The organism is Microcoleus sp. BR0-C5 (genome assembly GCF_036705045.1).
In the GTDB taxonomy this organism is placed as follows: domain Bacteria; phylum Cyanobacteriota; class Cyanobacteriia; order Cyanobacteriales; family Microcoleaceae; genus Microcoleus.
In genome coordinates this window covers 65,662-80,072 of sequence record NZ_JAUBTR010000009.1, presented here as the reverse complement: position 1 = coordinate 80,072, position 14,411 = coordinate 65,662, and the positions used below count along the sequence as shown (strand labels likewise).

General features: G+C 46.0%; 9 protein-coding genes. 3 read left to right on the top strand and 6 right to left on the bottom strand.

Features of this window, described 5'->3' with window-relative positions; all coding sequences use genetic code 11:
• Positions 1–4 precede the first annotated feature (4 nt).
• Positions 5–2,905: a TIGR02921 family PEP-CTERM protein gene (locus QUB08_RS06490; RefSeq protein ID WP_333223993.1), complete on the bottom strand. Its 2,901-nt coding sequence runs from the start codon at positions 2,903–2,905 to the stop codon at positions 5–7.
• Positions 2,883–4,490, bottom strand: a complete 1,608-nt coding sequence (gene xrtO / locus QUB08_RS06485; RefSeq protein ID WP_333223992.1) for an exosortase O — start codon at positions 4,488–4,490, stop codon at positions 2,883–2,885. Before xrtO ends, QUB08_RS06490 begins: the two co-directional genes overlap by 23 nt.
• Before the next feature lie 127 nt (positions 4,491–4,617).
• Between xrtO and smpB the strand changes: the two genes are divergently transcribed.
• The 3 genes from smpB (at position 4,618) to QUB08_RS06470 (ending at position 6,756) form a co-directional block, all read left to right on the top strand.
• Positions 4,618–5,085, top strand: a complete 468-nt coding sequence (gene smpB, locus QUB08_RS06480; protein ID WP_006631384.1) for an SsrA-binding protein SmpB — start codon at positions 4,618–4,620, stop codon at positions 5,083–5,085.
• Between the two features lie 733 nt (positions 5,086–5,818).
• Positions 5,819–6,535, top strand: a complete 717-nt coding sequence (locus tag QUB08_RS06475) for a tetratricopeptide repeat protein (protein WP_333223991.1) — start codon at positions 5,819–5,821, stop codon at positions 6,533–6,535.
• Entirely contained in the window at positions 6,532–6,756 is a 225-nt protein-coding gene (locus QUB08_RS06470) for an Osc7112_2153 family protein (RefSeq protein WP_333223990.1), read from the top strand. Before QUB08_RS06475 ends, QUB08_RS06470 begins: the two co-directional genes overlap by 4 nt.
• 520 nt (positions 6,757–7,276) lie before the next feature.
• Here the strand turns inward: QUB08_RS06470 and QUB08_RS06465 are convergent.
• From QUB08_RS06465 to QUB08_RS06450, 4 genes are all read right to left on the bottom strand, one after another.
• The gene (locus tag QUB08_RS06465; protein WP_333224037.1) at positions 7,277–8,740 is read right to left on the bottom strand and encodes an IctB family putative bicarbonate transporter; all 1,464 of its coding nucleotides are present in this window, start codon (positions 8,738–8,740) and stop codon (positions 7,277–7,279) included.
• Between the two features lie 242 nt (positions 8,741–8,982).
• Complete coding sequence (locus QUB08_RS06460; RefSeq protein ID WP_333223989.1) at positions 8,983–9,870, bottom strand: histidine kinase dimerization/phospho-acceptor domain-containing protein; 888 nt, start codon at positions 9,868–9,870, stop codon at positions 8,983–8,985.
• Between the two features lie 157 nt (positions 9,871–10,027).
• The gene (locus QUB08_RS06455) at positions 10,028–11,470 is read right to left on the bottom strand and encodes a 1-acyl-sn-glycerol-3-phosphate acyltransferase (protein WP_333223988.1); all 1,443 of its coding nucleotides are present in this window, start codon (positions 11,468–11,470) and stop codon (positions 10,028–10,030) included.
• 626 nt (positions 11,471–12,096) lie between these two features.
• Positions 12,097–14,103, bottom strand: coding sequence for a ribonuclease R family protein (locus tag QUB08_RS06450; protein WP_333223987.1), 2,007 nt, complete (start codon positions 14,101–14,103; stop codon positions 12,097–12,099).
• Positions 14,104–14,411 lie beyond the last annotated feature (308 nt).

Sequence of the window (14,411 nt, the reverse complement as noted above, 5' to 3'; positions counted from 1 at the left end):
ACTTTCAACCTACCATTTTCGCGCGCCGCTGGCGGAGGAAAATCACCAAAAGCCCGATCGCACCTACCGCCAAAAGCAGCCATTCTTCCGGTTCAGGAACCCCCGAAACATTCAGAGGATTATTCGGTTTAGTTAACTCCTCCTTACCCGATTCTACCTCTCTCTCAAATCGATCGTTCTTAGCTTCCGCTTGTTTTAGTTGCTCCCTTTGCGCGTCATTAACTAACACAATCATCGAAGAATAAGGCGTCACGACTTTGAAATTTTTAGCTACTGCGTGCATTGCATCCAGTTGCGTCAATTGATTGGAACTTTTCTGCTTGCTAAGTGCAGTTATCAACTGCCGCGCAGCTATCGGTTTAAAGCCTACATTTCCCGTATCTTTTAACTCTGCAACTGCGGCCGGTTTTGCGGTTTTTTTCGACTGCGGTGTTTTGGCATAACTCCAAACATAGCCGTCCACAACGCTAACTGTAGATTTGCCCGAAGTTGCTGTCGTTGCTACTCGCTGCATCGCCTCTTTCATATCTATAGAAACTCCGCCGCCGCTATCTTGAATCACCTTTAAAGTTGCGTCGTCGTAGCCGGGGGGCAAACCTCCCAAATGCACTGTCCACAGTGGTGCAAAAATGGAAAGTTTAGGTTTGCGATCGTCCGATAATTCGTAACTGTGGCGATCGCTCACCACAAATACAGTATCATAACTTTTATCGCCCCGCAACTGTGCAAACTGTTGCAGCATATCTTTGAGCTGGATTGTACCGTAAAACGTCACCTTTGCTGCATCGAAATTGCGTAAATCTTCCACAAACTTAGGTGGCATTCCCGCAGCGCTGGCAACATACAAATCAACACCATTTTTGCCTGCTGCATTAGATTTTAACCATTCAAAAGTCTCTTTTACTCCCTGCTGTTGGGCCGCCATGCTGCGGGAACTATCCAGAATAACTGCAAATTTCTTGCCTTGCGGTAGGGAGTAATTTGCATCAGCCAGCGGCTTAGCAGAAATGATATTTCCTCCCGGTAGAACCGCCTGCTGCGCTGTTAGAGGTTGCTGTGCGACTGGGGGCAAAAAGGGTGGCAGCCAAGTTTCTCTTGCTTCTTTCCCGCTGTATTTTACCTCTTTTCCGGCAATCGTGCGGCGAGTATTTTGGTTCCAAAAAATGTTGCGTTTCTCAGCCAAAACAGGCATAGCCCAACCCTGCGGCTGCCGCATGACTTTGTAAGTAAGCCACAGGTGCATTTCCGTTGGCCCTTCTGTTTGGGTGAATTCTCGTTTAGCTGGGATTGGAAAAGCCCGCAAGCGGTATTGTTTGGGGCCAATTTGTTCTAGCAAAGCCGGATCGACTCTTTCTCTCACCTGTTGGTTGTAGACTTGCTGGGCGGCACCGCGAGGCGATACCGTAAATACAAAACGTTTGTTTAAATCGCCAGTATCTCCTAGCCAAACTCCTGTAACTGCCGCGCTTTCTGGCAGCGAAAAGTAGTAGAATACTTCTTGCAAGTTCGGCGTTTGATTTTTGTAAACTTCGTAGAGTTGAACGTCAGCCCAGTCGCCATTTTCTTTGACTGTCACTTCTTGCGACTGCAACCACACTTTTTCTTGATTGACATTCAGCAAACCAGCTTTAGCTTCTTCCTGGTTTGAGGTTGACTGTACCGCGTGTTTTACTGCTTCTGTGTCGCCTTTTTGCAGTTCCGTATCGAAGAATTCGCCGTAGAGTTTTTCGGCTTTTTCTACATCAGCACTAGAGCCTTGATACAAAAACGGCGACATTAAAAAATTATAGCTGTTCTGAACAGTTTGAGCTGCTCCGTCAGGCAAATTTAAACTATTTTTGTACATCTCATAAATGTGGTTATTTTCTCCTACAGTGCTGAGGTAGCGGTAAGGGGACAAATAAGCATTGACTAAGCCAGATCGAATCATATCAGACTTGGCTAATAAAGTTTGGCGAACCGTGTCATTTGCAGGGGGAGTCGCTAGCATTTTCAGTGCGGCAACTTGTGGCTGCTGCTGCAAAGCCGAGAAAATAGCCAGCCAAGCTGCTATGACTCCCAAACTTCCGATTAGCGCCTTATTTTTCCCGTATTGTGCAGCAAAACTATGCCATATTTTCCGCCCGGAATGAATGTAGAGAAAGCCGTACAGCGAAGGCATGACAACGAACAAGCTACAGGTTAAACCAAACAATATAAAGGATAGAGGTATCCAAATTAAACCCCAGATCCACTCCCCGTATCTAAAGATATCCCAAAATGCTGATACCCATGTAAACTTAAAAAATTCAATGACTACAGTGAAGAATCCATAAAGTGTATACAATGCCACAGGTACAGCGTAATAAATCAGCAATGTTGCCGCCCAAATGCCAACTACTAGCATTAAACTGTGACATCCTAATTGCAGCCACGCGCTTCGCTTTTCTCCGATTAACCTGAAAAAACGAGGCTGTTTATTATGGGAAGTTTGAGAATCTGAGATATTCTGAACATTTTCTTTTTTACCCAGATAGCCGTACAGCATTTCCACTGAAAATGCTGCAATGCACAAAGCAATAGTAGCGATAATTTGATAACTAGCTGGGGTGAGTTCTCGTAGCAGGAACAAGCGGAGCAAACACAGCAAAAATAGCGGTGCTTCTACGCCGTAAAACCAACGCATTAGCTGTAGGGGTTGCTTGCTAACAGTTCTGAGCCCGATTATGGTAGATAGTGTGGGTATTGCGATCGTAGCTGCCATCGTCAAAGAAAACTCTAGCGGGATGATGCCATCGATTGTCGCCTTAATTAATGGCCCTCCTATAATAGGCAAAATTCCCAAGTAAACAATCGATAAAAATGTCAAATTCCAAACCCAAAAAATTGTTTGAAAAATTCCATCAAATACCTGTTTGATTTTCATTTATTTCTCCTTGTAGACTTTGTTTAACGGTAGTGTATACATTACTCGCAAACTCTTTTACCTCATGATTTTCTGCTTGTAGCGAGCTGTCAAATAAAATGGAAACTAGCACCCAATTGTGATTTTTGTGGGTGAGGTCGCTGCCGATACGGGACATGAAGTTATCTGTAGTTAGCTGTGCAGATTGCAGCCAGTATGCTGCTGATAATTGGTTGTTTTTGAGAGACAGCCAGCGCGCTGTTACTGAAGGAGTTAGTTGTTTTTTTTCTATGCGATTGACGGGAATTCCGCTGGCTACAAAACACAACTCGGGGGCGTGATAAGTTTGCCAAGATGTGCTGGCTACTGTGAGCATGGAACCGCGCAAGTTGCCGGCGACAAATCTGATTTTTTGTGTTTGCGTGTCTGGATAGTTGCCAAAGAATTTTTGTTCGTTAGGATTGAGGGGAATAGACTCTGATTTAATGTATTCAGGTAATGTTAAAGAGGCGATCGCCATTTTTGACGTTTCTACATGAGACAGTTGAGCCAGGACTGCCAAAACTGTTACTGCTGCAATTATTCCGGGTTTTGCTAAAGGGTGATTTTGCAGAATTTCTGAGTTTGGTTTTGCAGAAATACCGCTGGTTTTTTCTGGCTGAAATTTCGGTACTCGTTGCAGCATTAACCACGTCACAAAACAAGCACATACTAAACCGACTATTCCCAGAGGAACGTGCATAATTTGTGCTAGGTTTGGCTGTTGAAAAACTTCGGAAACCAGGACTAACACGGCAACCCGCGCAGTGTTAGCACACATCAACATTAAGAGATTAGCAGCGCCGACTGCTAGCCATCTTAAGCTCAATTTACGCCCTTCCAGCCAGGTAGCAGCTAGCAAAAATAGCGTTCCGACTAAGAGGGTTTTAATGCCGCTACAAGGCACATCAACGTGAGCGATGCCGTTTTCCAAAACGATAATATCGTAAGAAGAAATAGCCGCAACGTGCAGCATAGAGAGCAACTGTTCTACTACCTGAGCAGTAAGCACTCGCGCTGGCAAACCTAAGCCGCTATTCAACTGACTATTAAATGGTAAAATACAAGCCAGCAAGCCCGCAACTGGTAAGTTTTTTCGCCAAAAGTTGGGATCCACTAATAAGCCACACAGCCCGTAAGTTCCAAGGATAAATAGCAGGACAGTAATTTGTTTGATATCAATTATGTACTGAAGGGCGATCGAGCAAATACCCGCACCCAACATCAATAGCAGCGGATCTCGCCTCAAAACGAAATTGGGTGAAAATCCCGGCGGGCGATCCTCTTCGTTGGCGTAGCCCCCGTAGGGGCGGGCTGCGCTAACGGAGTTCCCAATCGATCGCACTACTAATGCTACAATCAGAAAGCCAATTACTATTTTATATAGTGTGGGTATCTCAACAAATGAGGATAACAGCCACTTAACTGCCGAGATATTGGCCCAAAACCAAGCAAGCGCCAGCAAAAAAGGAGCCAGCCAAACCAAATTAACCGCAGGATGAGGAGTAACAGAATCTGGAATTGCAGAATCAGTGATATTGGTGCGCTGCATGATACCGCTTGACATTCACGTTGGTGACATCTTAGCTCAGCCAAATTGGTAATGTCCAGACCGATTATTTAAGTTTTGTCAAGCTTCTATTTTCTCTACAGAGAAGCTAGCGTTATAATAATTAATTTTAGCAGAGGTAAAAATGAGCGAAAAAAGCCCAGGATACAAAATTGTTAGCGATAACCGACAAGCGCGCCATCTCTATGAAATTATAGAGACATACCAAGTGGGAATAGAGTTGAAGGGAACCGAAGTCAAATCTATTCGGGAAGGAAAAGCAAATTTGCGGGACGGATATGGTTTAGTTCGGAACGGGGAACTGTGGCTTATCAACGTTCACATTTCGCCTTGGAGAAGTGCTAGCAACTATTTTAATCACGAGCCTCGCCGCACCCGTAAATTGCTGATGCACAAGCAGGAAATTCGCAAATTAATCGGCAAAGTGGAAGAAAAAGGGTTGACTTTAGTGCCGTTAAAAATGTATTTGAAAGGCGGCTGGGTAAAACTGGATATCGGTTTGGGTAAAGGGAAAAAACTGTACGACAAGCGCGAAGATTTGAAGAAACGCGAAGACAAGCGGGATATGGAAAGAGCGATGAAGCAATTTTAGTCATCCGTCATTAGTCATCCGTCATTAGACATCTCCGAAAAAGAAACTGAAACCTTTGCTACTCAAAGGTTGAAATTGAATTTCGGAAGATGTTTATTAGTCAGGAGTAATTAGTAATTAGTGATTAGTGATTGTCCCTAGTGATTGATTATTTTAGCTCGCGTTCGGTTAATTACTCATCATAATACTTCTCAATATCTCCTCTTTAGGATTTTGAGGGCTTCCATCGTCACTACAAACTTAATTAGAGTTATTTCACCGGAGTTCATCCCATCGACTCTCCTGGGGTGGTGCTGGAAACGTTAGTGTGAGCGTCTCCCTTACCCAGGCTTTCGGACTCGTACCACAAGAAGTTTTATTTTTATTATCGCCTAAAACTCAGGCGAGCCATCTTATCTCCTCATACAGTCGCATATCAGCGATCCTCGCCTCCCAAGTAAGTATTATTACTTATCGAAAGCTAACGGTCGTGCCTTCTTCCGGGCTCAGGCTTCCCGGTTCTTTTTTTCTGAAAATATCCGGATGGCTTGTGAAGTCTCATGAATGATTAACCTATGCTCGAATACATCTGGGTAGTGGGAGCATTACCCAAGCATTTGGCTGTGGACTGACAAACTCTTATGAGAAATGGGCTCAAACCGGAGTCCTTTCGTAAGATTATGATGCCATTAGGGTGGCAATTAAATCTAGCAAACAAAATATCGCCCAACTCTCAAGTTAAAAAATGCTAAAAATGACACCATTAGCTAATATTTTCAATGCCATGAAAGAGCCAGCAAAAAAGCATCATAGCTCCAAGTGGGGAGCTTTCTTGCTGATGCTAGCAGTAGGCTTTGGCGGCTGGAAAATTGCTTTGCCGGAACTGGCATCTTTTTTTAATAATATTGCGTTTGAAAACTACAAAGCCAACCGATTGGCGGATACTCAAAAAGCCTATGAGTTAGCGCTCTGGGTAGATCCAAAAAGCCGAACAGCTCTTTACAATTTAGGATGGCTTTGCGAAGAGGTGCAAGATTTACAATGCGCCAGAGGAAAATATCTGCAAGCTGCTAAACTCGGTCTGCCTGCTGCTTACAGCAATCTGGCTCGATTATATATAGTCGATCAAAAAAACTATCCGGCTGCCGTTCACTTCCTGTGGCAAGGTTTGAAATTAGCTGAGGACGATCGAGTAAAATATTCTTTACTCAAAAACTTAGGATGGGCTCGCCTGGAACAGGGTCGATATTCAGAGGCATTGCAACATTTGGATGCAGCGATTAAACTTGATAGTGAAATACCAGCAAGTTACTGCTTAAAAGCGCAAGTCCTAGAAAAGATGAAAAAGACTAAGGAAGCACTACCCCAGTGGAAAATTTGTCTAAAGTATGCGGATTCTCAAGAATTCGATGAGGATATATGGATAGGGATGGCACGTCAACGATTAAACGAGGAAAAAACAAATAAATGAAACGCACACTTTTGCTTTCATCAACTCTACTGGCAATTATAACGGTACTGGAGCTAAGTCAAGCCTCAAAAGCAGTGCCAACTCCTGGGACTGTTAAATCTGCCGTTAATGAATCAGTCGAGATGCTGTTCAATTCGAATCAGTCCATGCGACGGTGCAGAGATAGAAATGGTGGAAAATATGCGTGTCCGAGATTCATCATGACTCCGGAGAGCGAATAATAAGAGTTATTTTCAATAAATTTTGTAGAGTGTACCATCATCACTTTACAGCAACAGGTATGTAGTATGTAGTAGTAATAGTAGTATGCTGGGTGCGCCGTCCGCACCTTATAGCATTTGAGATGTGAGATTAAGAATTGAAGAATTGAAAATAACTTATGGCTATAATGGTTTGCAGCTTGCATAAAGCTGCATTCTTTTTTTGCACTGATAAAATTCTTAATCTTTGCTGTATCGGCTATTGCTGGAATCCGCACCGGGCGCAGGGCTGTTTCATTCGACCAAGGGACAAACCCTGGTGAAGATTCCCGATATTTGAAACATCGATTTCATCATCCGTGGAAGGGGTAGGCACGGGGAGTAGGGGTAGCACTACCCCTACAAAACGATGATTTCCCTATCCGTGGAGGGGGTAGGCACGGGGAGTAGGGGTAGCACTACCCCTACAAAACGATGATTTCCCTGAGAATGAAACCGCCCTGCCACCGGGCGGGGAGAAAATCCCCGCCAGCAATTCTATCTACTCGCCCTCAGTCAAAGCTGAATCTTGCTGCTGCTGATGCGAGTAGCTGTAAAAACTAGCAATAATCGCCACCATCAACCACCAAAGCATATTAACTTCGGGCCTGTACCAAACTGTATCGACAAAACCGTGGGCCATCATGCCGGCTAAAGTTGCGATCGCCCCAATCAACCAAAACCCCTGATTCGATTTGAGATTTGGGATTTGAGATTTGGGATTTTGGGATTCTTCCTCCAAACTAGAGATTTTAAATTGTGCATCCCGCAGATTTTTTATCTGCAACAAACCTTGATTGACGGTGACAGTCATCAGCCACAGGAAACACATTAAACCGATAAAACCGGTTTCCACCGCAATTTCCAGCAGCACGGAATAAGCGCTCAAAGCAGTGAATTTCGGCTTCATATAAAGCGGATAAACTTTATTAAAAGCAGTGTTTCCCGGCCCAATTCCGAGAATTGGTCGATCGCGAATCATGTCAATCACCGCCGTCCAAACATTAATCCGAAAATTGTTGCTGCTGTCACCTCTGCCGATAAACATACTCGAAACTCGATCGCGCAGAGGCTCCACTAAAGCCACTCCCAAAATTAAGGCTCCCGCCAAACCTCCTAACCCTAACGGCAGCGCCCAAGTTCGCCAGAACCGAGGCATCAAAGGGCTGTACCAGTACCACAGCAGCACTAAAAATACCACCAGTAGGGCCACAAAACCGATCCAAGCACCCCGGCTGTCCGTGTAGCGCAAACACGCGCCATTCACCACCAGCATCGTCAGCGCTAAAATTTTTGTTCCCCATCCTTTCCATACAAAAAGTGCGGCGGCGCTCAATGCAATGGCTGGTAGTAAATAGGAGCCAAGCAAGTTAGGATTTCCCAGAAAGCTGTAAACTCGCGTGACATTGGCTTGAGTAGAAGTCGGATCGTTCCAAGTAGCTAATGGTGGCACTTTGTCAATCCACTGCCGCACGCCGTAGAAACTGACAATTAAAGAGACGTTCAAAAATACGGCAATTAACCACGATCGCCAACGGGGCGATCGCAATATCCGAGCCATCAGCGCAAAAAACAGCAAATACAGCGTTAGCTTGCTCCAACCAGTAGCAGCGGCGACTTTCACCGGCGACATCGCCGTTGCGACGGTGGCAATGCCCCAGTACAGTAGTACCAGCAAATGAATCGGCGTCAAGGGGATCTCGCGATCGTCCGAAACAGTCAGCAGTACCCAAAATGCAGCGCTAGCCGCCATCAACACCCCCACCAAGGCATTGTTTACAAACGGCGCCAAACCGAAAGTCAAGGCCAGCAAAACAAAACCCAAGGGTTCGGCCCACTGCATCAGCCAGCTACTCTGCCGCCAACTGCGTAAAGAGCCGATCGCCAAATTGAATAAATAACTTCTACTTTGCCACTGAGAGAGCGACAAATTTGCCAGAGTTAACTGTTGCCAAACTGAATTCATTGCTATTTGAGATTTGTACTTAGTAATCGGTAACTGGTAATTGGGAATCGCTAATTGGGAATCGCTAATCGCTAATCGGGAATTGGTAATCGGCAATTGGTAATCGGCAATTGGTAATTGAAAAAAGTTGAGTTATTTTTCTTCCTTCTTTCAGCAGTTACGTCCTGTACACTGCTTCTTCCTTCTTCCTTCTTCCTTCTTCCCTCTTCCTTCTTCCTTCTTCCCTCTTCCTTCTTCCTTCTTTACCCTTCCAACAATTCCGTAGCATTTGTGCAGGGCAGCCAGAGCACGTAGCGATATCCAGATTCCGGGGCGCCTTGAATTGAGAGTTGACCGCCTTGAATTTCCACCAATTGGCAGCAAAGCAGCAGCCCCAAGCGTTCCCGCGCCCCGTAACCAGCTAACACCGGTGCGGTATCCTCGGCATTCTCGGCCACCAAAGCCGCCAACTCAGAAAACGCCAGCGTTAATCGCTGCGAACCCTGTGTCGGGAGTTGCACTTCGACTCCGAGGGAGTCGGTTTCGGAGTTCGATGGCGAACCGCTAACAGATCCGGCCTTCAACAAGTAGTCGGTGTAGAGTTTAGCATGGGGCAAACTTTCCCCTAACCAAGGATGAAAAACCCAAACTCCGATGTTGATACCGTCTTCTTTGCGAGAAACGTGAACTCGAATCACGCTGCCTGCCCCAGCAGATTGAATAATGCTAAAAAGTAAGTGGTGCAGCATTTGCTGAACCTTATCTTTATCTACCAACCAGATGCGCGACCCGGGCCCCATCGACAAATTAATTTCTTGCTCTCGTCTACTTGCCGCCGACGACAGGATTGTCACAACCTGCTGGCACAAAGTTTCTATATCGACTGCGGTTCGCTTCAAGGTGAAAGCGGAATCATCTAGTTCTGCCAGTTCCAAAATTTCTTCAACTAGCGATCGCAAAGAGCGGCTGCTGTCTTGGATCACGTCAATATATTCTTTTTGCTTGCTCGTTAAGGGGCCATAAATTTCTTGTTTCAACACGCTTGCCATGCCGAGGACAGAAGTGAGCGGTGTGAGCAATTCCTGCGCTAAATTATTCAGCAGTTTTACTTTAATTGAGTTAGTAGACAAATCGATAGGTTTGTTAGTCATCGCTAATTTTTATTGGTTCATTGTCGAGCGAGGGTTTGCGGTTCATGAGACCTATTCCAAAAGTCTATAACAATCTGTTTATAGTTCAAAAAAGAAAAATACAGGGAAGAAAAATATATATTCCTTCTTCCCTGGAAGCTCTTCCTTATCCGACTAATTAAGATTTAATCATTGCTTCTAAAGCTGATTGCAAGTCTTGAGTGAGTTCGGCAACTGCTAACCTGCGGCTGGTTTGATATCCATCCCAACGATCGCTCACTGAGATGGGTTCGCCCACGGTCATTTGTACCTGCTGTTTGCCCAACTTCGGTCTGCCGAAAGGATTTCCCCCTTTGATGCGAGCCAGTACGTCCCACAGCAGTAAAGTTGTTTCTGCCAAACGTTCTGCTGTCAGTTGTTCTGCGACGTACCTGCCCGTGACAGACACGAAACTTTCTACAAGTCTCATGTGCCACATCCGAAGACTTGCTTCTTCAGCGAGGCGATCGGCTAATCCTCTTTCTAAGGGAGAAAGTGCTGCAATATCTTTGATATCTTCTCGATAAATATACTCCCAGCCTGCTTGTTCCAGACGGCGGCAGCGGTCTATTAAACTGCCTTTGGGCTTTAAGTTAAAATATTCTTCTCCTACTTGCAAACCCACGTCTAACAAAGCTTTCAGTCGAGCTATCATTACTTCATTACCAGACTCATTTCCCGTTGTGTTGGGGAGGGATAATGATGTTAAGATAGATGTTTTTGGCTGTATTTGTTTATGATAAAAACGGCTGTAAAACTCTTCCATTACTGCTAGCAAATGACCGCCAAGTCGAATCAGGCGAAGATATTGGAATTTGTGATTGGGGTTTTCGGAATCGGGATTGGTCGTCTCTAAATTAGCGATGTCGGTGCGTTCTAAGGGTGGCAGTCCGCAATCAATTTCTAATTGAGTTAAAAGTTTTTCTAGGGGTTGCCAAGGTGGATTGACATAGCGGTATTGAATGCCGATCGGCACAATTAAAACTTTTTCAGTGCGTCCGGCTTTTAGCAAATCTTCAACGCACCAGAAGCCCATTTGAGCAATTCCCGGTTCGAGGGGGCTAACTATTTCATTGTGACCGTTGGTGGCGCCTTCTGGGGCGGCGGCGATCGGGAATTGGCTGTTGGCAAATAAATTGCGGGCCGATCGCAATCCGAGGCGATCGATCTTCCCGCGAACAATCGGAGTGCCACCGAGTTGGGAATACAACCAGCCGACGCCCGCACCGGCCCACAGGGGAATGCCGCGATCGTAGATAAAGTGGGAATGTACCGGGAATTGCAGGGGAATGCCTTTGGCCCGCGCCGCCTGGGGAACGAGTTTCCAAATTAGTTGTCCCAAACAGTAGGGATCGTCTGAGTTGGGGTGGCGGAAGGCTAGCAAGAAGCGAACTTTTTGATTTTGAAATTGGTGAAAGAGTTCGGCGAGGGTTTCGACGTTTTCGGCTTGAATGTGGCTGATACTCGTCCGAAATCGCAGCCAGCAGGGGAGCAATTGCTGAGTGCCCAGCACCACTAGGGGGTTGTAGGCTGGGGGTATGAATTCCAGGGGTGGCTGAACTTGGCTAATTGAATTGGGCATTTGGCGATTTTAAATTTTAAATTTTAGATTTTAGATTACTAGGTTGGGGTAAAAACTTCCAATTTTGACAATGGTGAAGTTTTTTATTAACCGCAGAGGACGCAGAGGACACGGAGGAAGAGAGGAGATAACAAAGCGTGTCGTGTCAATTTAACGTCAAAAGTATTACCTGTCTTGGATCGGATATCATGTCGAGTCGATAGACCACAATATTTTGGTCGGGGCGGGTTTACGGGATTTCTGGCTTATATTACAACTTGGGGGTGAACCAGGCCACACAAGAATTAGGATTATTTTACAGGACTAGATATGAAACCATCATCTTTTTTACCCCCGTGCCCTTGACAAGGGGAATGCGAGGGGGTCAATCGATTTTAGATTTTAGATTTTAGATTTTAGATTAAAGAATTGAAGCATTGACTTGCGCGAGATAAATACGTTCGGCAAGTTTCATCGGATACAGGTTTTTTATTTCTGGGTCCTGAGTCTCCGAAGGAATGAATCACGTGGCGGGTATCCTGGATGCTTGATTGTCAGAAACTCGACTAAAAACGAGATTTATCCTCAGTTTCAGCCTTCAACACAGATTTTTGCAATCCAAAATCTAAAATCTAAAATCTAAAATCCTATTGTGCGGCTTCAAAAATCATTTCTTGGAAGTTAATGACATCCGATCGCGGATCGCAGTGGGTAACTTTGACTTCTAGCCGATCGCCTATTTCGACCGATCGACCAAATCGCATTGCCAATTCTAAACCCAACTCTTCCAATAAAATCAATCCAAGATTGCTGTCTTCCCTCAGCCAGCGCAGCATTAAAGCTTCCCAAACTTCATCGGGGTTGCGCCGCAAATATTCCAATCCCCAATAGCGGTTAGTTTGGCGTTCGACGGTGGATGCTTCTTTAACTGCGGTGCCAAGACACATCACAATGTCCTGTATTTCTTCAGCGGAAAAAGGCAGTGGTTCGCCCCGCAGATGGGCTTTGATTTGGAAGTGAGTCAGCAAGTCGGTATAGCGGCGGATCGGGGAAGTAACTTGAGTGTATAATTCCAAACCCAAGCCGGCGTGGCGTCCCGGAGTCAGGCCCATTTCGCTGCGGGGCATACAGCGGCGCACGGCGCAAGCGCGGGCGGGGCCTGCAGGCACGGCCAGCAGTTCTTCATCCGGAGGGAGTTCGGGCTGTGGCTGATAGCGGTAGGGTATGGGCAGGCTGTGAGTTTGACCATAGCGGGCGGCTAGTTCGCCGGCTAAAATCATCATTTCGGCTACTAGCATCCGGGCTGTGGAGTCGTCAATGACGTGGATTTTGATGTCGTCGCCGTTGACTTTGATGACGGATTCGGGCATGAATATGCTGATTGCGCCTTGGGCTTCCCGCCATTTTTGGCGCAGTTTTGCTGCAGAGGCGATCGCTGCTATTTCCGGTTCTGCTTCGATTCCCAACTCCAACATTTCGTCTACGTCATCGTAAGTTAAGCGGTAGGTGGGTTTTATGGTGCTGATGTGGATGCTGTAATCTTGAGCCGCGCCGATTTCGTCTAAGGTGACGCTGAAGCTGAGGGCGCTGCACTCTTTGCCTTGAATTAAACTCATTGGCCCGGTTGCCAAAGCTGGGGGAAACATGGGGATCATTCCCGTGGGCAGGTAAACCGTAGTGGTGCGCTTTCTGGCTTCGAGGTCGAGTTCGTCTCCGGGGGAAAGCAAGCGGGTGGGATCGGCGATGTGTATCCAGATCCGCTGCTGGCCGTTTTCGAGGAATTCTAAGCTGAGGCCGTCGTCGATTTCGGTGGTGCTTTCGTCGTCGATCGTGTAAACCTTGAGGTGAGTTAAATCGAGACGATTTGTGTCGGAGTCGGTGGGGGGATTTTCTAGGCAGCGTTGGGCCACTTCTAATACCTTTGCGGAGAATTGTAGGGGAATTTGGCTTCGCCGCAAAAACAGGTTTTCGTGGGTACTCCAGAGGCCGAGATCGACTAGGAGGCCAAATGCTGCTTCGGGGTTTTCCGATCGTTGTAAGCTGGCTAAAGTTTCTAAGGCTGGGGTGCGGTGCGTTGCTTCTTCTCCGAGGAGGGCAAAGCGTTCTAGGGCGTCGAGGCGAGTTCGATCGCTATTTTCCCAATCTACATTTTCCCCTGCCAGCCGCTGTTTGACTCGATCCCAAAATCCTTGGGATTCTTGGTGTCGCTGCTGTTCTACTTCTTGCTGGTGTTTGATTTCGGCTACTTGGGCTGCAGATCGCGGTTCGTAGCGATCGCCCTTTTGTTTGAAATACAGTTTGTCTGTTGATAGCAAACAGTAGGCCGCGTAACACTGGGCCCCACTACTCTCCGAAAATAGCAGCATTGCCAGGGATTTGGGATCTGCTGTTTCTCCGTCACCGACTAAAAGTTCCCAAGCGACTTCCAAACTCGACGGATCTGAGTATGCTTCTACTTCTTTGAGAAATTTGGGAATATCGGAGGGTTTGTAAGTTTCTCCGACTACTTCGTAGGTGATTTGTTTGGGCGGTATGCTGTGCGGTTGACCATTTTCGTCTACCACCACCCAGTTTTTCTTGCCGTCGGGGCGATCGGCAACTGCCAGACGGCGGTCGCCGTGCACTCTAAATTCTACTAACGTTCCCTTCTCCACTTGCCAGCTTTATATTTGAGATTTTGGATTTTTACAGTAGCCACTTATCGAGTTTCGAGCTTGCGATTTTAGATTTTGGATATTGGCAATTTTTCTGGTCAATTGTGAAAGTTAAAATCTAAAAAGTTGTTCTTTTTTCTTGCTTTTTTTTTTAACTTTTGACTTGTGATTAAGACTTGCGCTGCGGCTACTCTTAACCCTATTTCGCGATTTTTCCGCTGCATTCTTGCTGCACTCTTAATGACAGAAAGATGTTTTTTTCGCGCAAGTCTTCTTCCCAGTCCAAAATCTAAAACCCAAAATCCCAA

Excerpts from the sequence above, each read along its gene's own strand:
- QUB08_RS06490 (WP_333223993.1), bottom strand. The coding sequence starts at position 2,905 with ATGAAAATCAAACAGGTATTTGATGGAATTTTTCAAACAATTTTTTGG.
- xrtO (WP_333223992.1), bottom strand. The coding sequence starts at position 4,490 with ATGTCAAGCGGTATCATGCAGCGCACCAATATCACTGATTCTGCAATT.
- smpB (WP_006631384.1), top strand. The coding sequence starts at position 4,618 with ATGAGCGAAAAAAGCCCAGGATACAAAATTGTTAGCGATAACCGACAA.
- QUB08_RS06475 (WP_333223991.1), top strand. The coding sequence starts at position 5,819 with ATGACACCATTAGCTAATATTTTCAATGCCATGAAAGAGCCAGCAAAA.
- QUB08_RS06470 (WP_333223990.1), top strand. The coding sequence starts at position 6,532 with ATGAAACGCACACTTTTGCTTTCATCAACTCTACTGGCAATTATAACG.
- QUB08_RS06465 (WP_333224037.1), bottom strand. The coding sequence starts at position 8,740 with ATGAATTCAGTTTGGCAACAGTTAACTCTGGCAAATTTGTCGCTCTCT.
- QUB08_RS06460 (WP_333223989.1), bottom strand. The coding sequence starts at position 9,870 with ATGACTAACAAACCTATCGATTTGTCTACTAACTCAATTAAAGTAAAA.
- QUB08_RS06455 (WP_333223988.1), bottom strand. The coding sequence starts at position 11,470 with ATGCCCAATTCAATTAGCCAAGTTCAGCCACCCCTGGAATTCATACCC.